The 26,312-nt window shown below is 41.4% G+C and carries 22 protein-coding genes; 19 read left to right on the top strand and 3 right to left on the bottom strand.

From position 1 onward, the window contains the following. The first annotated feature begins 175 nt into the window (after nt 1–175). From prfB to LC091_RS11220, 7 genes are all read left to right on the top strand, one after another. Nucleotides 176–1,274 (top strand): peptide chain release factor 2 gene (gene prfB, locus LC091_RS11190; protein ID WP_223491262.1). Its coding sequence is split into 2 segments (ribosomal slippage): nt 176–247 and nt 249–1,274, totalling 1,098 coding nucleotides; the frame shifts between segments, so codons are not numbered across the junction. Between the two features lie 225 nt (nt 1,275–1,499). Then, nucleotides 1,500–2,369, top strand: a complete 870-nt coding sequence (locus LC091_RS11195) for a YitT family protein (RefSeq protein WP_226682080.1) — start codon at nt 1,500–1,502, stop codon at nt 2,367–2,369. Between the two features lie 60 nt (nt 2,370–2,429). Continuing rightward, nucleotides 2,430–2,762, top strand: coding sequence for a cytochrome c551 (cccB, locus tag LC091_RS11200; RefSeq protein WP_226682081.1), 333 nt, complete (start codon nt 2,430–2,432; stop codon nt 2,760–2,762). Nucleotides 2,763–3,065: 303 nt separating this feature from the next. Further along, on the top strand, nt 3,066–5,486 hold the full coding sequence (locus LC091_RS11205) for a S8 family serine peptidase (RefSeq protein WP_404819678.1): 2,421 nt from the start codon (nt 3,066–3,068) through the stop codon (nt 5,484–5,486). A gap of 404 nt (nt 5,487–5,890) precedes the next feature. Further along, a complete protein-coding gene (gene ftsE, locus LC091_RS11210) occupies nt 5,891–6,577 on the top strand; it encodes a cell division ATP-binding protein FtsE (protein ID WP_226682082.1) in 687 nt (228 codons plus the stop codon). Then, nucleotides 6,567–7,460 carry a permease-like cell division protein FtsX gene (gene ftsX / locus LC091_RS11215; RefSeq protein ID WP_226682083.1) on the top strand — a complete coding sequence of 298 codons (894 nt, stop codon included), beginning with the start codon at nt 6,567–6,569 and terminating at the stop codon, nt 7,458–7,460. The genes ftsE and ftsX overlap by 11 nt, the downstream gene beginning before the upstream one ends. A 105-nt stretch (nt 7,461–7,565) precedes the next feature. Beyond that, nucleotides 7,566–8,909, top strand: a complete 1,344-nt coding sequence (locus LC091_RS11220) for a murein hydrolase activator EnvC family protein (protein ID WP_226682084.1) — start codon at nt 7,566–7,568, stop codon at nt 8,907–8,909. Here the strand turns inward: LC091_RS11220 and LC091_RS11225 are convergent. Beyond that, nucleotides 8,906–9,157, bottom strand: a complete 252-nt coding sequence (locus LC091_RS11225; RefSeq protein ID WP_226682085.1) for a hypothetical protein — start codon at nt 9,155–9,157, stop codon at nt 8,906–8,908. The genes LC091_RS11220 and LC091_RS11225 overlap by 4 nt on opposite strands. 72 nt (nt 9,158–9,229) lie before the next feature. Between LC091_RS11225 and LC091_RS11230 the strand changes: the two genes are divergently transcribed. The 7 genes from LC091_RS11230 to LC091_RS11260 all read left to right on the top strand — a co-directional run bounded on the left by LC091_RS11230 (nt 9,230) and on the right by LC091_RS11260 (nt 17,690). Continuing rightward, a complete protein-coding gene (locus LC091_RS11230; protein ID WP_226682086.1) occupies nt 9,230–10,708 on the top strand; it encodes a S41 family peptidase in 1,479 nt (492 codons plus the stop codon). 282 nt (nt 10,709–10,990) lie between these two features. Next, the gene (locus LC091_RS11235; RefSeq protein WP_226682087.1) at nt 10,991–12,187 is read left to right on the top strand and encodes a PDZ domain-containing protein; all 1,197 of its coding nucleotides are present in this window, start codon (nt 10,991–10,993) and stop codon (nt 12,185–12,187) included. Nucleotides 12,188–12,454: 267 nt separating this feature from the next. Beyond that, nucleotides 12,455–12,703 (top strand): acyl carrier protein, encoded by a 249-nt coding sequence (locus tag LC091_RS11240; protein ID WP_226682088.1) that lies wholly within the window; start codon nt 12,455–12,457, stop codon nt 12,701–12,703. Continuing rightward, nucleotides 12,696–14,090 (top strand): AMP-binding protein, encoded by a 1,395-nt coding sequence (locus LC091_RS11245; protein ID WP_226682089.1) that lies wholly within the window; start codon nt 12,696–12,698, stop codon nt 14,088–14,090. The genes LC091_RS11240 and LC091_RS11245 overlap by 8 nt, the downstream gene beginning before the upstream one ends. A gap of 42 nt (nt 14,091–14,132) precedes the next feature. Next, complete coding sequence (locus LC091_RS11250; protein ID WP_226682090.1) at nt 14,133–15,584, top strand: MBOAT family O-acyltransferase; 1,452 nt, start codon at nt 14,133–14,135, stop codon at nt 15,582–15,584. Between the two features lie 50 nt (nt 15,585–15,634). Further along, nucleotides 15,635–16,540, top strand: a complete 906-nt coding sequence (locus LC091_RS11255) for a hypothetical protein (RefSeq protein ID WP_226682091.1) — start codon at nt 15,635–15,637, stop codon at nt 16,538–16,540. A 142-nt stretch (nt 16,541–16,682) separates the two neighbouring features. Next, complete coding sequence (locus LC091_RS11260) at nt 16,683–17,690, top strand: DUF1646 family protein (RefSeq protein WP_226682092.1); 1,008 nt, start codon at nt 16,683–16,685, stop codon at nt 17,688–17,690. A gap of 212 nt (nt 17,691–17,902) precedes the next feature. Here LC091_RS11260 and LC091_RS11265 read toward each other — a convergent pair whose 3' ends face one another. Further along, nucleotides 17,903–18,760 carry a MurR/RpiR family transcriptional regulator gene (locus LC091_RS11265; RefSeq protein WP_226682093.1) on the bottom strand — a complete coding sequence of 286 codons (858 nt, stop codon included), beginning with the start codon at nt 18,758–18,760 and terminating at the stop codon, nt 17,903–17,905. A 174-nt stretch (nt 18,761–18,934) separates the two neighbouring features. Between LC091_RS11265 and gnd the strand changes: the two genes are divergently transcribed. From gnd to gntK, 3 genes are all read left to right on the top strand, one after another. Further along, nucleotides 18,935–19,831 (top strand): phosphogluconate dehydrogenase (NAD(+)-dependent, decarboxylating), encoded by an 897-nt coding sequence (gnd, locus tag LC091_RS11270; RefSeq protein ID WP_226682094.1) that lies wholly within the window; start codon nt 18,935–18,937, stop codon nt 19,829–19,831. Between the two features lie 229 nt (nt 19,832–20,060). Further along, nucleotides 20,061–21,407, top strand: coding sequence for a GntP family permease (locus LC091_RS11275; RefSeq protein WP_226682095.1), 1,347 nt, complete (start codon nt 20,061–20,063; stop codon nt 21,405–21,407). Nucleotides 21,408–21,658: 251 nt separating this feature from the next. After that, entirely contained in the window at nt 21,659–23,191 is a 1,533-nt protein-coding gene (gene gntK / locus LC091_RS11280; RefSeq protein WP_226682096.1) for a gluconokinase, read from the top strand. 297 nt (nt 23,192–23,488) lie between these two features. Here the strand turns inward: gntK and LC091_RS11285 are convergent, their stop codons facing one another. Beyond that, nucleotides 23,489–23,758: a hypothetical protein gene (locus tag LC091_RS11285; protein WP_226682097.1), complete on the bottom strand. Its 270-nt coding sequence runs from the start codon at nt 23,756–23,758 to the stop codon at nt 23,489–23,491. Nucleotides 23,759–23,908: 150 nt separating this feature from the next. Here LC091_RS11285 and LC091_RS11290 point away from each other — a divergent pair, with 150 nt between their 5' ends. Together LC091_RS11290 and LC091_RS11295 are read left to right on the top strand one after the other, a co-directional pair. Beyond that, entirely contained in the window at nt 23,909–25,486 is a 1,578-nt protein-coding gene (locus LC091_RS11290) for a peptide chain release factor 3 (RefSeq protein ID WP_226682098.1), read from the top strand. 316 nt (nt 25,487–25,802) lie between these two features. After that, the gene (locus LC091_RS11295) at nt 25,803–26,225 is read left to right on the top strand and encodes a hypothetical protein (protein ID WP_226682099.1); all 423 of its coding nucleotides are present in this window, start codon (nt 25,803–25,805) and stop codon (nt 26,223–26,225) included. Nucleotides 26,226–26,312 lie beyond the last annotated feature (87 nt).

Consider the following 26,312-nt stretch of genomic DNA (forward strand, 5'->3'; position numbering starts at 1 on the left):
TATTGTAACAAAGGAAATAACCACGTCAGCTCGTATTTTTTGGTTCATCTGTTGAACACAATCACTCAGGTACTTTTTTATTTGAGTGAAATACGATAATATAGACTATTAGTTGCCCTGTTCGTTTAATAAGGGTTAAAATCCGTGTTAGTGAAAATTTTATGAGGTGAAATAAATGGAATTAGTAGAAATTCGTCACGAGTTAGAAAAAATGGCTAAGCGATTAGTCGAGTTTAGGGGGTCTCTTTGACTTAGAGGCCAAAGAACGTCGTATTGCCGAGCTTGATAATGAGATGTCCAACCCGGAATTCTGGAACAACCAGAATGCAGCGCAGGTGGTCATCAACGAAGCAAACGCATTGAAAGAACCTGTAGGACAGTTTCATGAGTTAAGTGAAAACTATGAAAATCTGCAACTGACTTATGAGTTGGTGAAAGAAGAGCCAGATGCGGAGTTGCAAGCAGAGCTTGGCAGTGAAGTGAAAACAGTAGCGGAAGATTTCAACAAGTTTGAACTTCAATTATTGTTGAGCGGTGAGCATGACAAGAACAATGCGATTCTTGAGCTGCATCCTGGTGCTGGCGGAACGGAGTCACAGGACTGGGGTTCTCTTCTCTTACGTATGTACACTCGTTGGGCTGAACGTAAAGGCTTCAAGGTTGAGACGCTTGATTACCTGCCAGGAGATGAGGCTGGGATCAAGAGTGTGACTTTATTGATTAAAGGTCACAATGCCTATGGTTATTTGAAAGCGGAAAAAGGGGTACATCGTCTTGTGCGTATTTCTCCGTTCGATTCTTCCGGCCGCCGTCACACAAGCTTTGTTTCTTGTGAGGTAATGCCGGAGTTTGACGATAACATTGAAATTGATATTCGTACGGAAGATTTGAAAATTGATACGTACCGTGCAAGTGGAGCGGGTGGTCAGCATATCAATACGACCGATTCCGCGGTCCGTATTACGCATATCCCGACAAACGTGGTTGTAACATGTCAAACAGAGCGTTCCCAGATTAAAAACCGTGAGCGCGCGATGAAAATGTTGCAAGCGAAGCTTTATCAGAAGAAGTTGGATGAGCAGCAAGCGGAACTGGATGAAATCCGCGGCGAGCAGAAGGAAATCGGCTGGGGTTCCCAGATCCGTTCCTATGTGTTCCATCCATACTCCATGGTAAAAGACCACCGTACAAATACGGAGGTCGGCAATACACAAGCGGTCATGGACGGCGATTTGGATCCGTTTATAGATGCTTATTTAAGATCGAAACTTTAATAGTTGGTTGAGGACACCTCTGGCCGGTGATGGCTGGGGGTGTTTTTGTATGTATGAAAGTATAGGGTGAAGACTTAAGGTTAATCTAAGGGAAATGTATATATTCCTTAACACAAGTTCGTTAACGCTTTACCACGTTATACCAATGCCATTTACACCCTTATAATCGCGTGCTATACTCTTGCTCGTTGTGTGTATTTTAGAAAGATTCTGGGGGGCTTAAAGTTGAGTCGTAAAAATAGAAATGGGTATCAAGTGAATCCCGTGTATCAACGGGTGAAAGAATATACATATGTGGTGTTGGGTTCTGCCATTGTGGCATTGGCGTTTAACATGTTCTTGCTGCCGAACCAGGTTGCTTCCGGTGGGGTAAGTGGAATCAGTACCATATTGAAAGCGATCTTGGACTGGGAGCCGGGTATTGTACAATTATGCTTTAACATTCCACTTTTTTTAGCTGGGGTGATTCTTCTTGGAAAACAGTTTGGCCTTAAGACATTGGTTGGTACCATTACACTGCCATTGATTGTACTTTGGACGAGTAATGTTACTCCCGCAACACAGGATCCGTTGCTTGGTTCATTGTTTGGGGGAATAGGTGTCGGACTTGGGCTTGGGCTTGTTTTCCGAGGCCGTGCCTCAACAGGTGGAACAGATCTTGCTGCACAAATCATTCATAAATATACCGGTCTGACACTTGGCGCATGTGTCGCGATGATTGACGGGCTTATTGTTATCTCCGCCGCAGTAGTATTTGATTTGGAGCTTGGGATGTATGCTCTTATCGGACTTTTTGTAACGTCGAAAACGATTGACTTCGTCCAAGTGGGCTTAGGGTATTCCAAAATGGCCATCATCATTACCAAGAAGGAAGAGGAAGTTAAAGGTGCCATTCTCACAAAAATCGACCGTGGGGTAACGAAGCTTGCTGCTTATGGAGGCTACACGGAAAACGAGTTGCCTGTTTTGATGTGTGTGGTGGACCAGACGGAATTCACAAAATTGAAACAAGTGGTCCGGACCATTGATCCTGCTGCATTTGTGGTCGTAACCAACGCATCTGAAGTATTAGGTGAGGGTTTTAAAAGAGAATAAATAGGATATAATAAAAGCAATCTTGGTAATTATTACATCTCAAAATTGGGGGACCTACCTATGAAAAAGTATTTTATGGCGTTTGTACTTGGATCTTCTCTATTAACACTTGCAGCATGTGGCGGCGGTGACGAAGAACAGGAAACTTCCGGTGGTGGAGAGTTCACCATGGTAGAAAATGAAGAAGCACAGCAATTGTATCAAAGCTGTATTGGTTGTCATGGAACCAATATGGAAGGTAAGAGCGGTCCAAGCCTTCAAAAAGTAGGAAGCAAATACAGTCAAGAAGAAATTGAAAGCATCATCAATAACGGCCAAGGAAACATGCCGGCTGGTCTTGTACCAGAAGAAGACGCAACTGTTTTAGCTGAATGGTTGGCACAGCACAAATAAAATCGTGTGGAACTCTCCAAATAATGGAGGGTTCTTTTTATGTTCTTTTTACCTAAATAGGAAATTTTAATATAGGACATTCAGGGTGTTTTTGTTGGTTATTTGTGGAATTTTGTCAGTTCTTTTTAACTGAATTGTCGAAATTCTTCGTTTAATACACTAAAGTATATTGAAAATTTAAATTCTTGAAAATATAATGTGGATTGTAAAGATTTTGGACTTACGTAAGTAAATGGTACTTAAGTATATGTCTAGAATTTTTTACTTAAGTCGTAAGATACAACAAAAGGGGAGTGGGATGATTTGAAGCAGAAGTTAATCGCAGCATTCATGCCTTTGCTAGTTTTAGTACTTGTTTTCAGTACTTTTGCTACAAACGGTGTTTCTGCTAACACAGGGAAAGAAAACCTTGAGTTAGCAACCTTAAAAGGAGATTTTGATTTATCTTCCTCCAAAGCAGTTAAAGTTATTGTCGAATTACAAGAAGAATCAATTGTTGAAGCGAAGCAAAAAGGGAAAAAGCAGTCTAAGCAGAACCTGAAAAGTGCTCGTGATAAAGTAAAAAACGAAGTGGCAGACCGCACTTCTAAAAGTAAAGTGGAACGTGAGTATGACTACGTATTCTCCGGTTTCTCACTTGAGATTCCTGCAAATGAGATTCCTAGTCTACTAGCGACTCCTGGCATTAAAGCAGTATATCCGAACGTGGAATATACTACTACCGAAGAATTAGTGCCTGCAGAAGCTTATAGTCCAGCAATGGCTGATTCTGCACCATTCATCGGTTCTAACGAAGCATGGGACCTTGGGTTTACAGGAGCAGGTGTAACAGTTGCAGTCATTGATACAGGTGTTGACTATACTCACCCGGATCTTGTACATGCATTTGGGGACTACAAAGGATGGGATTTTGTAGATAACGATTCAGACCCACAAGAAACTCCAAAGGGTGACCCTCGTGGAGCTGAAACAACTCACGGTACTCACGTTGCAGGAACAGTTGCAGCGAACGGAGTTATTGAAGGTGTAGCACCAAACGCTACATTACTTGCATACCGTGTTCTTGGCCCAGGGGGCAGCGGATCCACTGAAAACGTAGTTGCATCAATCGAGCGTGCAGTTCAAGATGGTGCAGATGTTATGAACCTTTCATTAGGTAACTCTTTAAACGCTCCTGACTGGGCAACTTCCATTGCACTAGATCAAGCGATGGCTGATGGAGTAGTAGCTGTAACATCAAATGGAAACGCTGGTCCTAACAACTGGACAGTAGGATCTCCGGGAACTTCCCGTGAAGCAATCTCTGTAGGGGCTACTCAGCTTCCTTACAACGTATATGATGCTTCTATTTTTACAAGTGAAGGTGTAACTTATCCAACTTCTAAGGTAATGGGCTTCTCTTCTGATGAAGCATTAACTTCTTTAAATGGACAAACTCTGGAATTTGTAGATGCGGGTCTAGGAACTCCTGCAGACTTTGAAGACATTGATGTTGAAGGAAAGATTGCTCTAATTAGTCGTGGGGCTATACCATTTGTAGAAAAAGCAGATGCAGCAAAAGCAGCAGGTGCTGTTGGCGCAATTATCTACAATAGTGGAGCAGGGGAAATCCCATTCTACATTCCTGGAATGGCTGTTCCTACATTAAAGTTAGATGATGTTGATGGTGCGAAAATGCTCGAGGAATTAGAAAATGGAAACAATGAAGTGACGATTGGAATTGAATTTGCAGAGACAATCGGTGAAACAATGGCTGACTTCTCATCTCGTGGTCCTGTAGTTGATACATGGATGATTAAGCCGGATGTATCTGCACCGGGTGTTGACATTGTAAGTACGGTACCAACACATAATTCTGAAAATCCTCATGGTTATGGTTCTAAGCAGGGAACAAGTATGGCTTCCCCTCATGTAGCAGGTGCAGCAGCAGTCATTTTAGAAGCAAACCCTGAGTGGGGCGTATATGAAGTGAAATCTGCCTTAATGAACACAGCGGAAAAATTGATTGATCCAGCAACAGGTGAAGAATATGCACACAACTCTCAAGGTGCAGGAAGCATTCGTGTGGTTGAAGCATTACAAGCTGAGACGCTTGTGAATCCGGGCAGCTACTCTTTCGGTGTATTTGATAAGAAGAAAGGTAAGCAAGTAGAACGTCAACAATTTGAAATCCAAAACCTTTCTGACAAAGCAAAAAAATACAACATGGAATTCTCTTTCAAAAATGAAGTAGGTAAACACGTGAAGGTAAGTACAAGTAAAAACCTTCGTGTAAACCCTGGGAAGACTCAAAAAGTAAATGTGAATGTTCAAGTAAATGCGTCTAAACTTGAGCCTGGTTACTATGAAGGGCATCTAGTAGTAACAGAAGGTGACACGGAAATCCAAGTTCCTACTATTCTATTTGTAGGCGAGCCGGATTATCCTCGTCTTACTCACTTTGGTGTTACACCATTAGGTAACAATGAATTCGAATTCTATTCCTATCTACCAGGTGGAGCGGAAGAATACCAAGTTTGGGTTTACTCAGCTGACCTAAGCACATACCTTGGTGACGCTCTCTACGATGCAGATTTAGGAAAAGGCTACAACTATCATAATTGGGACGGAACGTTAGTGGATGGAACCGTTCTAGAACCAGGAAGCTACACAGTAGTCGGCTATGCAGCCAAAAAAGGCGAATCCAACTACGTTATCAGTGAAGACCTCCTAACAATCGAATAATAAGAATAACAATAAGGTGTTGTATTATAACCTTATAGTATTCGACAGAACTTCAAAAACACCTTCGGGGGTCTGACCCCCGAAGGTGTTTTTTTTCTCTTTCTCCATAAAAATCGACAAATTTCATTCGACAGTTTTCTATGTTTAGGAAAAATATACCTATGTTACCAACAATGACTTAGATTTGAAAAGAAACTGTAATAATAAAAACTCTTATTTTGTCGAAATAGATGATATAATAAAAAAGTGAATTTATGCGGAAATTTTAGATAAATATACATATTGCAAATTTCATGTACTAGTCTTATAGAACTTCCGCAATTGCTTAATGAATATTTCTGACTCATTTTTAGAATAGAGAAGAAATGCAATGATTCAAATCTTTGACCCAAACAGGTGATTAAATGATTGAAATGCAAGACGTATTTAAGAAATACCCTAACGGCGTACAAGCTGTGGATGGTATTAATATAAAAATAAAAGCAGGCGAATTTGTCTATGTAGTAGGTCCAAGTGGAGCCGGTAAATCTACGTTCATCAAGATGATGTACAGAGAAGAAAAGCCCACAAGCGGAAATATTGTGATAGACGGAGTCAATCTTTCAAAACTGAAGGAAAACAAAGTACCTATACTTCGAAGAAGCATAGGAGTAGTATTTCAAGATTTCAAACTTCTACCTCAGCTAACAGTCTATGAAAATGTGGCCTTTGCCTTAGAAGTAATAGAAGAAAGTCCTAAAAATATAAAAAAACGTGTCATGGAAGTACTTGATCTTGTTAAGCTGAAGCACAAGGCACGTCATCTTCCAAATGAACTTTCAGGTGGAGAGCAGCAACGTATTTCGATTGCACGCTCGATAGTTAATAACCCGAAAGTAATGATTGCCGATGAGCCGACAGGTAACCTTGACCCTGACACCTCATGGGAAATTATGAACATCTTTGAAGAAATCAACGAAAAAGGTACGACGATAGTAATGGCCACGCATAACCGCGAGATTGTAAACACAATCAAGAAGCGTGTAATTGCAATTGAAAATGGGAAGATCGCGCGTGACCAAGCAGAGGGGGACTACGGTTATGAAGCCTAGAACTCTACTGCGACACTTTAAGGAAAGCTTTAAAAGCTTAGCGCGTAATGGCTGGATGACATTTGCATCCGTCAGTGCTGTAACAGTTACCCTCCTATTGGTTGGTGTATTCTTGGTACTAATGATGAACTTAAACAATGTCGCATCAGAAATTGAAAGTGATGTCGAGATTAGAGTACACATTGACTTGACGGCCACTAAAGAAGATCAAGAAGTGTTGAAACAACAGATACAAAATATATCTGAAGTGGAAACAATCGAATTTTCTTCTAAAGAGGAAGAGTTGAAAGGCCTGGTGGATAGTTTTGGTGAGGACGGCGGAGCATTTGAGCTGTTTGAACAAAATAATCCATTATATGATGTTTTCATCATCAAGACAGCAACACCACAAGAAACCATTACAGCAGCCAAGAAAATTGACGAGCTGGAATTTACACATAAAGTTATCTACGGTGCAGAAACGGTGGAAAGATTATTCAAAGTGTTTGAGATTGCAAGAAACGTTGGACTTGCTCTAATCCTTGGACTAGTATTCACGGCAATGTTCCTAATTTCCAACACAATCAAAATTACCATCTTTGCCCGCAGAAAAGAAATTGAGATCATGAAATTGGTTGGAGCAACAAACTGGTTCATCCGTTGGCCATTCTTCTTAGAAGGTTTATGGTTAGGAATACTCGGTTCTTTCGTTCCGATTGGTATTATCCTAACATCTTATTATTATCTAATAGATCTTGTTCAACCAAGAATTCAAGGTACATTTATCCAACTGCTTCCATTTTACCCGTTCGCATTCCAAGTTATCGGAATTTTAGTTGCGATTGGTGCGTTTATCGGAATGTGGGGAAGCATGATGTCTGTTCGAAAGTTCCTACGAGTTTAAGAGATTGCTATAGTTGTAATACCCGCTTAAAAAATACAGAAAACCTGATGGGAACAACCAATTTGTTCCTGTTGGGATACATAAGAGTTTAGGGGGAAGTAAGGGATGAGAAGAAAGATTGGTACAATCGCTATTGCTGCAGTCATTGGCTTTTCCGGATTCTTCGCTTCGGGACTATCTGAAAAAGCTTTTGCAAATGAGATGCAACAAAGGCTGAATGAAGTGAAAGATCAACAATCATCAAATGAATCTACGAGAAATGAGAAACAAAATGAGGTTAGTCAACTTCAGGCGGAGCAAGCGGAAATAAGAGCAGAAGTTGAACGCCTGGATAAAGCGGTAGCAGAAACGAAAAATAAAATCAGCTCTAAAAAAGAAGAGATAGACACAACTCGTAAAGAGATTGAAAAACTTAAACAAGAAATTGAAGTACTAAAAGAGCGTATTGCTAAAAGAAATGAGCTTCTAGAAGATCGCGCTCGTTCCTTCCAACAAGGTGGAGGAGCCGTGAACTACTTAGACGTATTATTAGGTGCACAAAGCTTTGGAGATTTTCTGGACCGCGTTGGCGCGGTAGCAACAATTGTTCAAGCCGATCGTGATATTCTACAAGCTCATCAAAATGACATGGAAGAACTAGAAGCAAAAGAACTAGAAATGCGTGAGCAGCTAGCTTCATTAGAACAACAACTAGTCGATTTAGAGAACATGGAAGTTCAACTTAAAAGTCAAATTGCTGAAAAAGACAAGCTTTTAGCTGAATTGAAGAAAAAAGAAAAAGAAACGATGCACGAACTTCATGAACTTGAAAATGAAGCGGAAGTATTAGCTTCTCAGGAAAAAGCAATCCGTGCTGAAATTAAAGCAGCAGAAGAGCGCGCTAAACGTGAAGCAGAAGAACGTGCTAGACAAGAGGCAGAAAGAAAACGCCTTGAAGAGCAACGCAAAAGAGAACACGAAGCAGCTGTTGCAGCAGCAAAGGCTAAAGGAGAGCCTGAACCAAAACCTGAACATGTTACTTCACCGCCACCACCAGTTTCATCCGGATCTTGGACAAGACCGACAACAGGTAGTGTAACATCTGGTTTCGGTACACGTTGGGGCTCCCAGCACTATGGAATCGATGTTGGGAAAAACGGAAGAAGCGGAAATGTACCTGTCGTAGCAGCAGGTAGCGGAACAGTATTCCAGGCTTACTATTCCAGCTCTTATGGTAATGTAGTTTTCATCACACACTACATTGATGGTCAAACTTGGACAACTGTTTATGCTCACTTGGAAAGCTTGGGAGTAAGTGCAGGACAATCCGTATCTAAAGGTCAATTCATCGGTAACATGGGGAACACTGGATTCTCAACTGGTCCTCACTTACACTTTGAATTGCATAAAGGTTCTTGGAATGGATCTAAATCTAATGCAGTGAACCCTGCGTCTTATATCAACTTTTAATTTTTAGCCAACACAATCTCGCTGTTAGTAAAGGCGGCGGGGTTGTGTTTTTTTCTGCTTTCCTTTACTTTTCCTGATTCCATCACATAATATGTCCACCTATCACATATACTTAAACTATAAAAGGCATTGCACTTCCCGTGTGATGCCTTTTGCTTCAGGAACGAAGAAACTGGCAAGTGGGACAGGCTTTCTAAGAACACGTCCCCCACACTGTAGCCACTTACATAAGTTTTAATAATTTTCAACCAACGCCGGCTATGGTACAATTGCGTCATATCTATCGTTCGGTACGGGGTATAGGATGAGGAGGAGCTTTCATGAATCGCAAAATTGTTACAGTATTAATGGTTGTATCAGTTCTAGTTGGAGCGGCGGGAATGTATGCAGGGTTACAATGGTTCGGGCATGGACCGGCTGCAGCGGTACCTTCCGTGCAAAATCCTCTCACTGATAACACAGAGCAAGCTGCACCACAGGAATCGCCGAAAAAAACGGCGGCACAGATGGAAAAGATTCAACAAGCATATGAAATCATTTCTTCCCGCTATGTGGAGGAAACAGAATCAGAAAAACTGATTGAAGGCGCCATACAAGGGATGGTCAATACGTTGGAAGATCCATACTCCGTGTATATGGATAAAGATACGGCAGAGCAATTCACACAGTCGCTCGAATCTTCTTTTGAAGGAATTGGGGCAGAGGTCGGCATGCAGAACGGGAAAGTGACCATTGTGTCTCCATTCCGTGGTTCTCCGGCTGAAAAGGCTGGACTGCAACCAAATGACCAAATCCTTAAAGTGGATGACCAGGACATAGAAGGCTTAGATTTATACGAAGCAGTACTTAAAATCCGTGGGGAGAAAGGGACTGTTGTAACACTTGAAATCCAGCGTCCCGGCGTTCAGGAACCGTTCAATGTAGAAGTGACACGTGATACGATTCCGATTGAAACGGTGTATTCTGAAACAATTGAACAGGATGGAAAGAAAGTTGGGTACATCCAGATTACTTCTTTCTCACAAGATACCGGGAAAGACTTTCAAGAGCAATTAGCAGCACTGGAAGAGCAAAACATTGATGGCTTAGTGGTCGATGTTCGCGGTAACCCAGGAGGCCTTTTAGATCAAGTTCAGATCATTGCTGCTGAGCTTGTCACGAAGGAAAAGCCATATGTTCAGATTGAGCAGCGCAATGGCGAAAAGCAGCGTTTCTTCTCTTCTTTAACGGAGAAAAAGCCTTATGAAATTGTGACTTTAATTGATAAAGGAAGTGCGTCAGCATCTGAAATTTTAGCAGGTGCTTTAAAAGAAGCGGGCAACTATGAAGTGATAGGGGATGCTTCATTTGGTAAGGGAACCGTTCAACAAGCGTTAGAACTTGGTGATGGAAGTAACCTGAAGTTGACCCTTTATAAGTGGTTGACACCTGATGGGAACTGGATCCATAACGATGGAGTGGAGCCAACAATTCCTGTTAAGCAGCCGGACTACTTCTATGCGAATCCAATCAGCATGGAAGAAGATGAAGAGCTGGCGCTGGATACAAATAGTGAAAAAGTAAAGAACGTACAAGTGATGCTGAAAGGTCTTGGCTTTGATCCAGGACGTGAAGATGGGTATTTTAGTAAGGAAACGGAAGATGCCGTGAAATCTTTCCAAGCTGAAAACGACTTATCCAATTCTGGAAAAGTTGACAGCCAGACAGCAGAACAGCTGCAAGCGCAATTGCTTGAAGCAGTACGTGCGAAAGAGAATGATGTACAACTGAAAGAAGCAATCAAAACATTGCTGAAATAAATGGCTGTTTTCGTAAACTTTGTTGATTTTTCGTAGGTTTAAATCAACCGTTATATTCCTTACTGTCGTGCTCTTTTCTCTGCTATACTAAAAATACTACACGCTTATTTTAGAGTATGTAAACTGTAAAAAGTCCAATTGCAGACTTTTTACTAGTGAATAACAACACACTTTGAGAAAAGAGCCAAATAAATTAACACAGTCAGCTTCCACTATGGTGGGAGCTGACTTTTTTGTGGTAAAATAAAAGAAAAGTTTGTATGTTTAGGCGGTGATCGGGTGATGGATTCATGGTTTTGGGAATTGTTGATAGGAGTGGGACGCCTTTTCATCCACCCTGTCCTTTATGTAACCTTAGCCGTTGCAGTAGTATTAGGATATTTTCGCGTCAAAAGAGAACGCCATGACTTTCATATACGAGTGGAATACGGCCTGACAGAGTTTCAAAAGGCTTGTAAGAGTCTTTTTGTGGGACTTGCTTTATCTGTGCTGACAATTGGTTTAGGAGTGATCATTCCGTTTGGGACGATTGTGCTTCTCAGTTTATTCAGCATCATTTTTACCCTTTTCATTAAGCCTAGATGGCTCTCGACTGCCTACATATTCGGTTTTACTATTTTGGCAGTTGTGCTTGTTCCAAGATTGGAAACGGGTATCACCATTATTCAGCGCCTGGCTGAATCTGTAGAAGCAACACATTTACCGACACTTGCCATACTGATGGGGATACTCATGGTTGCTGAAGGTATGTTCGTTTGGAAGCAGGCACCTGCAAAGACCTCTCCACAGCTTCAGAAAAGTAAGCGCGGGTTGCCTGTTGGCACACATGTTGTCCAGCGAGTGTGGATTCTTCCGTTATTCTTATTTGTGCCTGTTGGTTCGGGGGGAATTGAGACAAGCTTTGATTGGTGGCCTGTCCTGCAAATGGGAGAACACACGCTTTCCTTGTGGCTTGTTCCATTCAGCATGGGTTATTATCAACGACTAAAAGCAAGCTTACCGCTTGATGCTATCCCGATTGTTGGTAGACAATTGGTTCTGCTTGCCGTTGTTATATTAATGACCGGAACTGGAAGCCTTTGGTGGGAAAATGCCGCCATCCTTGCAGCAGTCTTTGCTGTAGTAGGTAGAGAATGGCTGAATTATAGAGCCAAAACAGAGGACGAGAAGCACCAACCGATCTTTGTTCAACGTGATAAAGGACTCGTCATTCTTGGGGTGATTCCGGACAGTCCAGCTGAAAAAATGAATCTTCAAATTGGAGAGGTCATCACAAAAGTGAACAATATACCGGTAAATACCGTTTCAAATTTTTACGAAGCACTTCAACAAAACAGGGCTTTTTGCAAACTGCAAGTCGTTGATGCAAACGGTGAAACACGTTTTTCTCAATCTGCGTTATACGAAGGGGATCACCATGAATTGGGGCTCTTGTTCGTACAGGTGGGGAAGAAGTGGAAGCAGACAGAAGCGGTGTAATCTAAATTCGAACACACTTTAGAGAAACGAATTATTCGTTTCTCTATTTTTTATACTAAAATAAAGAACTAATTCAATGAATACGTGACTCAGTGGGGGTAAATACCATCAAAGAGTGGTTGACCTTTTAAAAAGCGGTATGCTAAAATTTTATGTGCAATTGATTATTATTATCAATAAGTATGGAGAATTTACTATCTTAATAAAATATGAATGTAGTAACCAAGATCTTCACAGAGGTGTGAAGGATAGAAAGGGTGTAAATATATGAAAAATATAGAGAAATATAAAAATGCATTTATCGATGCGCTGGACATAGAGGAAAATGATATAAATGAAGATTTAGCACTTGGAGCAGTTAGAGAGTGGGATTCAATTGGACATATGGCCCTCATTTCTGAGATGGAGGATGTTTTTGATGTCTCAATAGATTCAGAATGGATTACAGAGTTCAACTCTTACCTATCAGGAATTGAGTTATTGAAACGTTTAGGTGTGGACTTTATTAATGAATAGTTTTCAAAAAATGGAGGAGTTTGCGAACCTCACCGCTGTATATGCTGAACGACCATATTCTTATTCTGAAATGTTAGATATTGCTGATGCTATTTGTGCAGGAGTAGGGGAAAGAACGCTCGTTTTTTGCTTATGTTCCAATAATAAAGAATCTTTATTTGGTTATGTAGGCTTTATTAGAGGTGGAGTTGTTCCTGTACTTTTGGACGCTTCGATCCATATGGATCAGCTTCGCAGATTGATTAACCTTTATAAGCCTACTTACATTTGGGCGAGTAGCGAAAATCAAGATCTATTAAGTGAAATGGAAAGTACATTTGAATTCGGAGATTACACGTTATTTAGATGTCCGTCATCTTTCCAACATAACCTTCATAAAAGTCTTGCGCTTCTATTAACAACCTCTGGAAGTACTGGAAGCCCCAAATTTGTTCGGTTAAGTTATGAAAATATTTTTAAAAATGCTGAATCGATAGCAACGTACCTTGATATTAATGCAGAGGATAAACCTATTACAACACTTCCAATGAATTACTCCTATGGCCTCTCTATCATCAATAGTCATTTTATATGCGGGGCGACGATCGTTGTAACGGATGCATCTATTATGCAAAAAGAGTTTTGGGACTTATGTAGGGAGCAGCGAGTAACAACTTTTGGAGGAGTTCCTTTCGTATATGAGATGCTTGATAGGCTGAAGTTTGAAGATTTTGATCTTCCGAGTTTAAAAAAACTGACTCAAGCAGGTGGGAAACTAAGCTCCACTCTATCGGCGAAATTTGCTAACGTATGCAATCAGAAGGGGATCCAATTCTTTTCCATGTACGGTCAAACGGAAGCAACGGCGCGTATGGCCTATTTACCATGGGAAAAAAATCTTGAAAAAGTCGGAAGCATTGGCATTGCCATTCCAGGAGGAGAGCTGATTCTGCAAGACGATAATGGTAACCCAATTACAGAGCCTAACGTTAAGGGCGAATTGATATACAAAGGACCAAATGTTTCTTTGGGGTATGCGGAGTCGGTATTCGATCTTTCGAAAGAAGATGGGAATAAAGGCATTTTGCATACAGGTGATCTGGCTTACTTTGATGAGGATGGGTATTTCTATATAAGTGGCCGAATCAAAAGAATGATTAAGCTCTATGGGAACCGTATCAGTCTTGATGAGGTGGAAGGATTTTTATCTGAACATGGTCATGATTGTATCAGCGCTGGGACGGATGACCAAATGTATATTTACACATTAAAAGATGATGGTGTCCCAATTAAAAAAATTATTAAGGAAAAATTAAACTTAAAGGGCATGAAGATTATCAGGATTGAGGAAATCCCACGTAATCAGTATGGAAAGATCCTCTATTCCGAGTTACCTAAACATGGATAAGTTATAGAAACTTCTTAAGTTTATTTTTTGACAGGTGGTTGGATGAGTTTTATATCAATTGAGTTTCTCCTATTTTTTGCAATAATCGTTTTTACTTATTATTTAATCCCACATCGATTCAGGTGGATTCTCTTATTTGTTGCAAGTTACGTTTTTTACGCAATTTTAAGTATCCAATTTATACCTTTACTGCTTGTAAGCACAGTTTCTACCTATTTTTCTGGAATTCTTATAGAAAAACAGGAGACAAAAAGACAAAAGAAAAATGTCATGCTCGTTGGGATTTCCGTGCTATTGTTATTTCTCGGTTGGTTTAAATACGTTAATTTTGTAAATGAATCGCTTCGAGCGGTTGCAAATTACTTTAACTTGAACTATTCCATACCGTACCAAGAAATTGTATTGCCATTAGCGATTTCTTTTTATACTCTTCAGGCAGTAGGTTACCTTGTGGATATCTACCATGGAAAGCAAAAAGCGGAGAGACATTACGGATATTTTTCCATATTCTTTGCATTTTTCCCACAACTAGTTGCGGGGCCAATTGAACGCGCCAAGAAATTGCTTCCCCAATTGAAAGCGGAACAAAGTTTAAATTATGAGAATTTAAGCTATGGGATGAAGCGAATTGCATGGGGTTTTTTTAAGAAGACATTAATTGCAGATCGACTAGCTCCCATTGTCTCTAGTGTTTATGATAGTCCAGATCCGACTGGTTCACAAATCGTACTAGCTACTATTCTATTCTCGATACAATTGTTCGCTGATTTTTCTGCGTTGAGTGACATTGCCATCGGTTGTGCTAGAATGCTAGGGATAAAATTGACTGAAAACTTTAAGCAACCGCACTTTGCAACTTCGATATCCGATTTTTGGAATAGATGGCATATAACGTTCTCTACTTGGCTAAGGGACTATATCTTTTTCCCTTTATGTAAGGGGAAAAAGAAAAGAACGGACATTTATGCAGCAATTGTGATTACTTTCTTAGTAAGCGGAATTTGGCACGGCGCGGCATGGACTTTTGTTATATGGGGTTTAATTCATGGGTTTTATCGAGTGTTTGGAGATTATACAAAACATTATCGTGAAAAAGTGGCTTCCTTTACTCACTTGGATAGAAATGCAGTGTTTCATAAATGGGTGAAAATCGCCATAACCTTCCTGCTGGTTTGCTTTTCTAGAGTTTTTTATCGATCAGATTCCGTCACGCAAGCTTTTGAAAATGCACAACTTTTCTTATCCATTAGCTCCTGGAGTCCATGGGGAATCGTTCAAGCGTTTGAAATATTTAAGCTGCTAGATTTAGTGATTTTTGCATTTTTCTTTATTGTTTTTCAACTATTTCAATATATCGAAAGAAAAAATGTTTCAACATGGAAATTGCTATCGCAACGCCCGACATTTGTTAGATTTGCATTTTATGTTTTTATCATTCTATCAGTGATTATATTCGGAGCTTCGGGTGAAGGGTTTATTTATGGCAGATTTTAATACAACTTCCATGGAAAAGAAACAATGTTTTGAAAGGATTTGCTATGTGTATGGGACGTTTATTCATTAAGTTAACAATAATCATAACGGTCGTTTTATTACTGTTTATGCCAGTAAATAAATTCGTAAAGGATTCTTATGATTACAACATAAGCCATTCCATACTAGCTTTTAAGAAAGATCCACATCCAGTTGATATCATCAATCTGGGTGCATCTCATTCCATGTACGGATATTATTTTAAGCCTACTGGTTTGTCCCATCTAGACTTAGCACTTCCTGCTCAGACCATTGAATACGATTATAAATTGTTAAAAGAATATGGCAAGTATCTTAAACCTGGTGGCGTAGTGATCGTTTCCATTTCTCAAATTACATTCGCAAATTCTGAGACCAATAACATCGGAAATTACTATAAAATTTTGGATCGTAAAGATATTGAACCGTTTAATGTACTTGATTATTACAGTTATTTGTACTTACCGGGGGCAAATAGTGGGAGTTTTCATTCTGCCCTCTCTGGTAAATTGAAAAAATTTAGATGGAACGCTCATCAGCCTTGGGCAAATAACGGTAAAAACTATTCGGAAAGAAAATATGAGGATGTAGAAGAAGAATACAGAGAAGCCGTTGAAAACAATAAAATAGAACAAAATGTCAAGCAACTCAAAGAGATTGTGGATTATTGTAAAGAGAAAGGCTACCAAGTCGTATTAACCATGGAGCCGGTTCATCAGTCTTATCAAGAATATTTGAGTGAGGAAGTCATGAATAGATTAGTATTTCAGTATTTAGAGCCTCTTCAGTTAGATGTCCCATTTTTAAATTATATGGATGATCAAAGATTCGCAAACAATAAAGAGTATTTTATCGATGCAGATCATTTAAACAGTAAGGGCAGAAAAATGTATTCTTGGATTGTATACAGGGATCTCAAGAAATTGGGGTATTTATGAGTGATTACATGTAATGGTGGTAAAGAGACAGGGGCTTTGTTTAATCCTGTCTCTTCTTTTTTTACACAGTCATGTTTGTCCAATCGATGCATATACATGAACCGTTATCGAAGAAATTCTTCAGACAGCGGGAGTGTGAAAAATGGATTTCGGATTGATATCGATTTTTCTGGTTGTGTTATTGGGACCTTTACTTGTTAAAAAAATAGAAGAGAATAATGAAGTTTTTTTGTTGAGCATGGGGATACTTGCGAGTATGGTAAGCGAGGTCTACAATGAAAAACTCTTCTTCATCGCTGCAACAGATCCTATCTTAATTTCACTCGCCGTGTTGGTGGCAGGGCTCGTTTTCAGGTGGTTGCAGGTGCCTTTTAGCCGAATTCTTCGGTTTTTAAAAAATAAAATCCCATTTAAGTTATTTATCTTTTTACTAGTTGTGTTTCTTGGGTTAATTTCAAGTGTCATTACAGCAATTATTGCTGCGCTCCTTTTGGTTTTTATAGTGGTAGGACTTGATCTTGAAAAGAAAGAGCAAATAAAGCTTACTGTGCTGGCTTGTTTTTCCATTGGGTTAGGTGCAGCGCTGACTCCCATTGGAGAGCCATTATCCATCGTGACAATCAGCAAGTTGAACGGGGATTTCTTTTACCTGTTTAGGCTGATTGGCAAGGATGTGTTAGTAGCTTTGGTCTTATTCGGACTGCTTGCTGCCTTTATGGTGAAAGCACCAGTGGCTAACGATTTGCTGCGCAGTGCGAAGGACGTGGAAAGCTATGAAGAAATTTTTGTAAGAGGCTTAAAAATTTACTTTTTTGTCATGGGACTTACTTTACTTGGTGCAGGGTTTGAACCATTTGTCTCCACCTACTTTTTAGGAATGGATTCTTCCGTTTTGTACTGGTTTAATATGTCCTCAGCCATTTTGGATAACGCGACTCTGGCGGCTGCTGAAATCAGTGCCGAGCTGGATCCGGCAGTCATCCGGGTGATTTTGCTTGGTCTCATGATTAGCGGGGGGATGTTGGTGCCAGGGAATATTCCCAATATCATTGCAGCTGGAAAGCTTGGGATTACAAGTAAAGAGTGGGCAAGGCACGCGATACCAGTTGGACTTTGTGCGATGGTGATTTATTATTTTGTGGTAGTGTAGGAATGAAGACAATCTTGATCCGGAAAAAGTGATGAGATTGTCTTCATAAGGTGAATGAAGACAATTTCGAAGCGGAAATAGCGATCAAACTGTCTTCATAAAGAGTATGAAGACAATCTCGATCCAAAATAAGCGGTGAAACTGTCTTCATGCTCCCAAAATAAAACAAAGCTGGCTAGTGTGTCGTTTTTTCGACTCCTAGCCAGCTTTATTTATACTCGCTTCACTGAAATTGCCGCACGAACCTTCTGTAGTGCCTCTTTTCCCTCATCCTTCTTCGCCATGAGCACATTTACATAAATGGCATCAATCATGGCAAGCTGGGCAATTCGGGATGCCAATGCCTCTGAGCGATAGTCCGTTTCCTCTGACATCGTGTACAGTGCCATGTCCACCCCTTGACTTAACGGTGATTTGGCAAAGTTTGTGATGCCGATTGTCTTTACTCCATTTGCTTTTACCACCTCAAGGATATGCATCATGTCCTTCGATGCTCCAGTATGAGAAATGATGATGGCAACGTCTTGGTCTGTCAGTTGGCTGGCAGACATAAGCTGCATGTGGGTATCAGATTGAACGTTCACGGAAACCCCTGTGCGTATAAGTTTATGATAAGCGTCCATAGCAATAACATTGGATCCGCCGCTTCCGAACAACTCCACTTTTCGAGCCCCCAGAATGGCGCTGATCACCTGGTGAAAAGCCTGATCATCCAAAATCTTTAACGTATCTTCAAGCGTTTTTATATTAGACCGGAAAACTTTTTCCGCAATTGTTTTTTCGCTGTCGTGTTCCATGATATTTTCATGAATATCTTGAATAGGCTCCACGATTTCCGTTGCGAGTGCAATTTTCATGGCCTGATAGCCTTTAAAGCCGATCCGCTGGCAAAAACGGAATACTGTAGAGTCCGCTACACCGAGATCATCTGCAACCTGATTGATGGTGCTGTGGACAATTTTTTGTGGATTATTGAGGATATAGTCCGCGATGACTTGCTCCTTCCCCTTGAATTGTGGATAGTGGGAACGTATGCGCATCATGCAGTATTGCGATTCTTGTCTTTTCATGGTGCGACCCTCCAGAAATAGTAATCTATTATCTATCATAAAGAGGTTTCAAAAAAAAAGAAACTATTTTTTGATAACGCTTGCATTTTGAGGAATTTTTTTTCATAATAGGAACAAGACAAAAAATATTTTTCTTTTTAAAGTTCGAAAATGAAGAAGGGAGTTTCAATTTTTATGAAACTAGCAATGATAGGATTAGGCAAGATGGGATACAACCTTACATTAAACTTAGTAGATAACAAGCATGAAGTAGTTGCTTTTGATGTCGATAATGAAAACGTTGTCAAAAGTGAACAGGCAGGTGCAATCGGTGCTTACTCCATTGAGGAGGCATTAAGTAAACTGGAATCACCGAAAGTGGTATGGATGATGGTGCCGGCTGGTGAGATCACAGAAAATGTGCTTTCAGAGATTAGTAGATTCGTAACAGAAGGAGACATCATCATCGATGGCGGAAACTCCAACTATAAAGATACGTTAAAGCGTGCAGAAGATCTTGCTGCAAAAGGTATCCACTACTTGGATGTTGGGACAAGCGGCGGAATGGAAGGCGCTCGCAACGGAGCTTGTACGATGGTTGGTGGAAACGAAAAAGCGTTTAAGCACGTTGAAGCGCTTTTCCAAGACATTTGTGTAGAAAACGGCTACTTATATGCAGGGAAATCCGGTAGCGGTCATTTCTTAAAAATGGTCCACAATGGTGTGGAGTACGGCATGATGCAAGCAATCGCTGAGGGTTTCGATATCCTAGAAAAAAGTGATTTCGATTTTGACTATGAAAAAGTTGCGAGAGTTTGGAACAACGGATCTGTCGTTCGCTCTTGGCTGATGGAACTCACAGAAAATGCATTCAGCAAAGATGCGAGATTAGAAGGAATCAAAGGCGTTATGCATTCATCCGGTGAGGGTAAGTGGACAGTAGAGACAGCACTCGACCTCCAAGCGGCAGCACCAGTCATCGCCCTATCCCTGATGATGCGCTACCGCTCTCTTGAGCCGGATACTTTTTCAGGGAAAGTAGTGGCTGCCTTAAGAAACGAATTCGGCGGACATGCGGTAGAGAAGAAATAAGAAAAGGTCATCTTTGGTACCTGGGCAAGGCATTATGGGAGCTGAAAATGATTTTGGCACGAACTCGGTGCGTTTTGGCACGAACTTGCCTCATTTTGGCACGAACTCGATGCGTTTTGGCATCAACTCGTCCCATTTTGGCATCAACTTCCGAGAATGCTTGCTCAGGTTATAAAAAAACAACCACAATTTTAATCAATATGATATTTAACTAAAGGAGGAACAACACATGTCAGGATCCATGCTAATCTTAATCGCAGCAGCAGCAATATTCGTCCTACTATTCCTAGTCATCCGCACCAAACTACACGCATTCGTAGCCCTGCTCCTAGTCAGTCTACTTGTAGGTATCGCCGCAGGCATGCCGCTAAACGAAGTCATCTCATCCGTCCAAAACGGTATGGGAGGCACCCTCGGGTTCGTTGCAGTCGTAGTCGGACTTGGTGCCATGTTTGGTAAAATGCTAGAAGTATCAGGTGGAGCAGAAAGACTTGCTCAAACTCTGATGAAAAAATTCGGTGAAGAAAAGTCCCAATGGGCACTTGGTATCACAGGTTTCTTAGTAGCAATCCCGGTTTTCTTTGATGTAGGTTTCATCATTTTAGTGCCAATCGTGTATGGCTTGGCGAAAAAAACAGGAAAGTCCCTTTTACACTACGGTATTCCATTGCTAGCTGGTCTTGCTGTAACGCACAGCTTTATCCCGCCAACTCCGGGACCTATCGCAGTTGCTGACTTAATCGGCGCAGACCTTGGTTGGGTTATCCTGTTTGGTGTTATCGCAGGTATTCCGGCTATGATTTTAGCTGGTCCAGTGTTCGGTAAATATATTGGTAAGAAAATTCACGTGGTTGTACCAAAATACATGGAAATTGATGAAGATAAAGTATATGACAAGGATCTACCAGGATTCGGACTTATTGCTTCTATCATTCTAGTACCTTTAGTGTTGATTTTAGTGAATACGTTTTCAACCGTTATTTTTGAAGAAGGTCACATTGTTCGTGAGATTACGACATTTGTCGGTCACCCGTTCGTGGCGTTGACAATTGCAACGTTGCTAACGTTCTACTTCCTTGGAACAAAGCGCGGTTATACAAAACAAGATGTACAAGATATTGCGACGAAAGCACTCGAGCCAGCAGGTATCATCATCCTTGTAACTGGTGCAGGTGGAGTTTTCAAGCAAGTACTAATCGACTCTGGTGTTGGTGATGTTCTTGGTGAAATGATGGCAGGATCTGCATTGCCTCCCATCGTTCTTGCGTTCTTGATCGCAGCCGCAGTTCGTGTGGCACAAGGTTCCGCAACAGTTTCGATGGTAACGGCAGCTGGTCTGATCACCCCGCTAATCGGTATCATGGGTCTTGAAGGTCCGGTACTTGGTCTAATCGTTATCTCGATCGCTTCCGGTGCAACGGTTCTATCACACGTAAACGATTCTGGTTTCTGGTTGGTAAACAGATACTTCGGCCTTGATGTAAAAGATACATTAAAATCTTGGACGGTTATGGAAACCATCATCGGACTTGTAGGTTTTGCAGTAGCGGTAATTCTTGGTATATTTATAGGATAAGATTATTTGCTAAGGCTATTCAGAGGGTCATATAGCTGTTGATTGGAGCAAATAGCGAAGACTCCTGAGGGAGATAGCGCTAGGTGGAGACCCCGCAGGCTTGCCGAGGAGGCTTCAGCAGCGCCCCTAGGAAAGCGAAGCCATTTGCGGAAATCAACAGCGGTGTTAAACATTGTCTTAATATAATCTAAAGGGGGTCAAGGAGCTATTTCCTTGGCCCGTTGTGATTTTGAATCAAGGAGGACATCACCATGACAACATACATGCTAGGCGTTGATATAGGAACAACAAGCACAAAGGCGGTTCTTTTCACGAAGGACGGAAAAGTAAAAAGCCAACATGCCGTGGAATATCCTTTGTACACTCCTGAAATGGGAGCGGCTGAACAGGATCCCGACGAAATACTCGAAGCGGTGGCTGTTTCAATTAGTGAAACTATTCTTAAAAGTGGCATCGATACCACAGACCTTTCCCATGTCAGCTTCAGTGCGGCGATGCACAGTCTGATTGCAGTGGATGAAGCAGGAATTCCCTTGACCAAAAGCATCACTTGGGCGGACCAGCGCAGTGAGAAGTGGGCTAAGAAAATAAAAAACGAATGGAATGGCCATGAGATTTACATGAGAACTGGAACACCGATTCATCCGATGTCTCCTCTGGCTAAGTTAGTTTGGTTGCGAAGCGAACACCCTGCAATTTTTGAAAAAGCATCTAAATTCATCTCGATAAAAGAATATGTGTTTCATAAGCTATTTGGTGAGTACGTTGTGGACCACTCCATCGCTTCTGCAACAGGTTTGTTGAATCTGGAAAAATTAGATTGGGATGCTGGAGCACTTGGAGTTGCCGGTGTGACACCTGGCAAGTTGTCCCGCCTTGTGCCGACAACGGAAATCATTACAGGATTACAACCAGAATGGTCGGTGAAATTGGGACTGCCTGCTGATGTGAAATTTGTAATTGGTGCAAATGATGGTGTACTTTCCAACCTTGGAGTAAATGCTGTTCAGCCTGGCGTGGTCGCATTGACGATCGGAACAAGTGGGGCCATCCGTACCGTTGCGGATAAGCCGGTAACCGATCGGAAGGGCAGAACATTCTGTTATGCACTGACGGGGAATCATTGGGTCATTGGCGGTCCAGTCAACAATGGCGGCATGATTATGCGCTGGCTTCGAGATGAATTTTGCCAAGCGGAAGTGGAAGAAGCGAAAGCACTTGGAGTCGATCCATATGATGTGATGACAGCAAAAATTGCACAAGTGAAACCAGGTGCAGAAGGTGTCTTGTTCCATCCGTACCTGACAGGTGAACGTGCACCATTGTGGAACGGAAATGCACGCGGATCCTTTTATGGACTTGGCATCCACCATAAAAGAGAGCATATGATGCGTGCGGTATTAGAAGGAATCAATCTTAACCTGTATACAGTCTTGTTGGCGTTGGAAGAGATTATCGGGATTCCTGAAAAAATTCATGCCACTGGCGGATTTGCGAGATCAGAAGTTTGGTGCCAAATGCTTTCAAACATTTTCAATCAGGAAGTAAGCATCCCGGAAAGTGTGGAAAGTTCTTGTCTTGGTGCTGCAGTTCTTGGCTTGTATGCCTTAGGTGAAATTGACTCGTTTGATGTAATGAATGAGATGGTAGGGACGACGAATGGGTATGTTCCGGACCAAGCGGAAGTGGAAGTGTATAAAGAGTTGACCCCGTTGTTCATCCGATTGAGCCGTTTGTATGAACAAGAATTTGATGCGGTGGTGGCGTTTCAGCAGAGGAAATGATGGGAAGTTGACTTAACGGTTGATTTCCGTTCCAGGCGCTTCGCTTGCCTGCGGGCGGTCCGGGAGCCTCCTCACAACGCTTCAGGGGTCTCCCCTGTCCCTTCCTCCCGCGGGCGTCTGCGCGCCTTCCACTGCAACAACTGGAAATTGCATTAATTTGCTACTCAATTCTCTTTCTGTTAATTTTATATAAAAATAAAGAGATGGATAGATTCTAAAGCTGTTAATTGGAGCGAAAGGTGGAGACTCCGGCGGGAGGTAGCGGTAGCTTGAGACCCCACAGCGCAGCGAGGAGGCTCAAGCACACGCCCCGCGGAAAGCAAAGCCTGGCGCGGAAATCAAAAGCGGCGTAAATGGAATACAAAAATAAAGAACGACATTCTCCCGGTCACCACCATAGCGAGATTGTCGTTCTTTTTTGTACAGCTGATTCAGTTTTTCTTTTTTCGTCTTGGTTGTTTTGGTTGTAAGGTTTGCAAGGGCATAGGTACCGCGGCCGTTTTCTGGATTGCGCTTGCCTTCGCGGACTTGCTTGTCACGCAGCTTTTTTGCTTTACTTTTTGCCAAAATGATCACTCCTAACATATATTTACAAAGAGTATAACCGAGAATAGGAATAATGGAAATAGGTTTTCGTTGGATTGCTATATTTTTCTCGCGCTGATTTCTGTTATAATAGCACTATTGTGTAATTTTTGAGAGGTAGGTACGGAAACTGTGAAAAATGAACTATTAAATAAAGAGATAGACCGCCGCAGAACCTTTGCGATTATATCCCACCCGGATGCCGGGAAAACGACATTGACGGAGAAGCTTCTTTTATTCGGTAACGTTATTCGTTCAGCAGGTACGGTAAAAGGGAAGAAGTCCGGAAAATTTGCAACATCTGACTGGATGGAGATTGAAAAGAAACGTGGAATTTCCGTAACATCAAGTGTTATGAGCTTTGAATACATGGATAAGCATATTAATATTCTTGATACACCAGGACACGAAGACTTCAGTGAAGATACGTATCGTACGTTAACTGCCGTAGACAGTGCCGTGATGATCATCGACTGTACAAAAGGTGTCGAGCCACAGACGATTAAGCTTTTCAAGGTTTGTCGTATGCGTGGTATTCCGATCTTTACGTTCATCAACAAATTGGACCGTGAAGGTAAAGAGCCACTTGCGCTATTGGAAGAGATTGAAGAAGTGCTTGGCATTGAATCTTATGCGATGAACTGGCCGGTTGGAATGGGGAAACGCTTCTTGGGTGTTTACGACCGTTACAATGAAGTGTTCATCCGTTATCAAGGAAAAGATGAAGAGGATCGCATTCCATTCAAGGAACTGGATGCTGTGGAGGAAATCTCTACTCACCCGACTTTTATTCAAGCAAAAGAAGACTTTGAACTGTTGGAAGAAGCCGGGAATGACTTTGATATCAATAAAGTGAAGAATGGTTTGCAGACACCGGTATTCTTCGGAAGTGCCATCTCCAATTTTGGTGTGGAAATGTTCTTCCGTACGTTCTTGGATCTTGCAAGTGAGCCACAACCGCGTCAGACAGAAGAGGGGAAAGTAGAGCCGAAATCTACAGAGTTCTCGGGCTTTATTTTCAAAATCCAGGCGAACATGAACCCTGCTCACCGTGACCGTCTTGCATTCTTGCGCATTTGTTCCGGTGTGTTTGAGCGTGGAATGACGGTACAGGTAAGCAGAACAGGTAAATCGATTAAATTGACCCAGTCTCAGCAATTCCTAGCGTCTGACCGTGAGACGGTAGATCACGCATATCCTGGTGATATCATCGGAATCTATGATCCAGGTGTGTATCAGATTGGCGACTCTCTGTTCAGCGGTGGCAGTCAAAAGGTTGAGTTTGATGAGATCCCGACGTTTGCTCCTGAGCTTTTCGTAAAAGTAGAAGCGAAAAATGTCATGAAAGGGAAGCAGTTCGGAAAAGGTATCACCCAGCTTGTGCAAGAGGGTGCCATCCAGTTGTTCCGTCAATACGGTACAGAAGCCTACATTCTTGGTGCGGTTGGTCAGCTTCAATTGGACGTATTCGAGTACCGCATGAAAGGCGAGTACAACGTGGAAGTCGTCTACAATATGATTGGCTCGAAAATTCCTCGTTGGTTGGAAAGCCAAGACGTGGATACTTCATTGTTTGATTCCCGTAACATCCTGGTGAAAGACCGCAACGACCAGTATGTTGCCTTGTTTGATAACGACTTCTCGTTAAGGTGGTTCCAAGATAAAAATCCGAAAGTCGGCCTGATTGATATTATGGCGGAAGAGGATTAAGTTTTAATATATGTAGCTCAGAATACCCTTTCAAGCAGGGTGTTTTGGGCTTTTTTGTTGGATGAAGACACTTTCAAGGGAGTTTTCTTGTTGAAAATGTCTTCATAAGTGTGATGAAGACAATCCCGCGGAAGTTTTTGGGATGAGAGTGTCTTCATGAGCTGGATGAAGACAATTTTAAGTAATTTTTCGGGTTGAGAATGTCTTCATCAATCGACTAGTTAATTAAATGGCTACAAATAATAAGCAACCCTAAAAAAGTTTGGTTCACCAGCCGATATAATAACCAAAAGAACGGGTTTAGGGGGCAGTTTTTATGGGGGAGCAAAATGATAAGTTAATGTGGCTAGGCTTATATAGAACAAGGCACTTTGTAGTTGGTGGGATGACCATTTTACAAGTGAACGGGCGTGAAGTGACGACGGGCAGTACGAAAGTGTACATGGAAGAGCTTAATATGGAAAAATTGCGTTTTATCAGCCGGGTGGAGATTCCGGAAAATAGTAATGTGTTGTTAGGGTTGAAGTTCATGGTTGCCAATCAATTGCTAGAGTTTAAAGCCAATATCCTTGGCGTTCAGGCAAATGTAAAAAAGAGAAGATATACATACTTGGTAGAGTTTTTAATAGAAAATGATAAAGACAGACAGTCACTCCTTACATTTGTAAATAAAATTCAGTTGGCGAATAAACAGAAGAAGTTGAGAAGTGTGACAGAGATAGCTGTGGAAGTGGAATAATTATTGTAGCAGAAGCCACCAGATAGGTGGTTTTTCTTTTGAATTTTATAGAAAAAATGAAACCTATTATTCTTATAAAACGTCAAA

Source organism: Sutcliffiella horikoshii (assembly GCF_020524325.1).
Taxonomy (GTDB): domain Bacteria; phylum Bacillota; class Bacilli; order Bacillales; family Bacillaceae_I; genus Sutcliffiella_A; species Sutcliffiella_A horikoshii_D.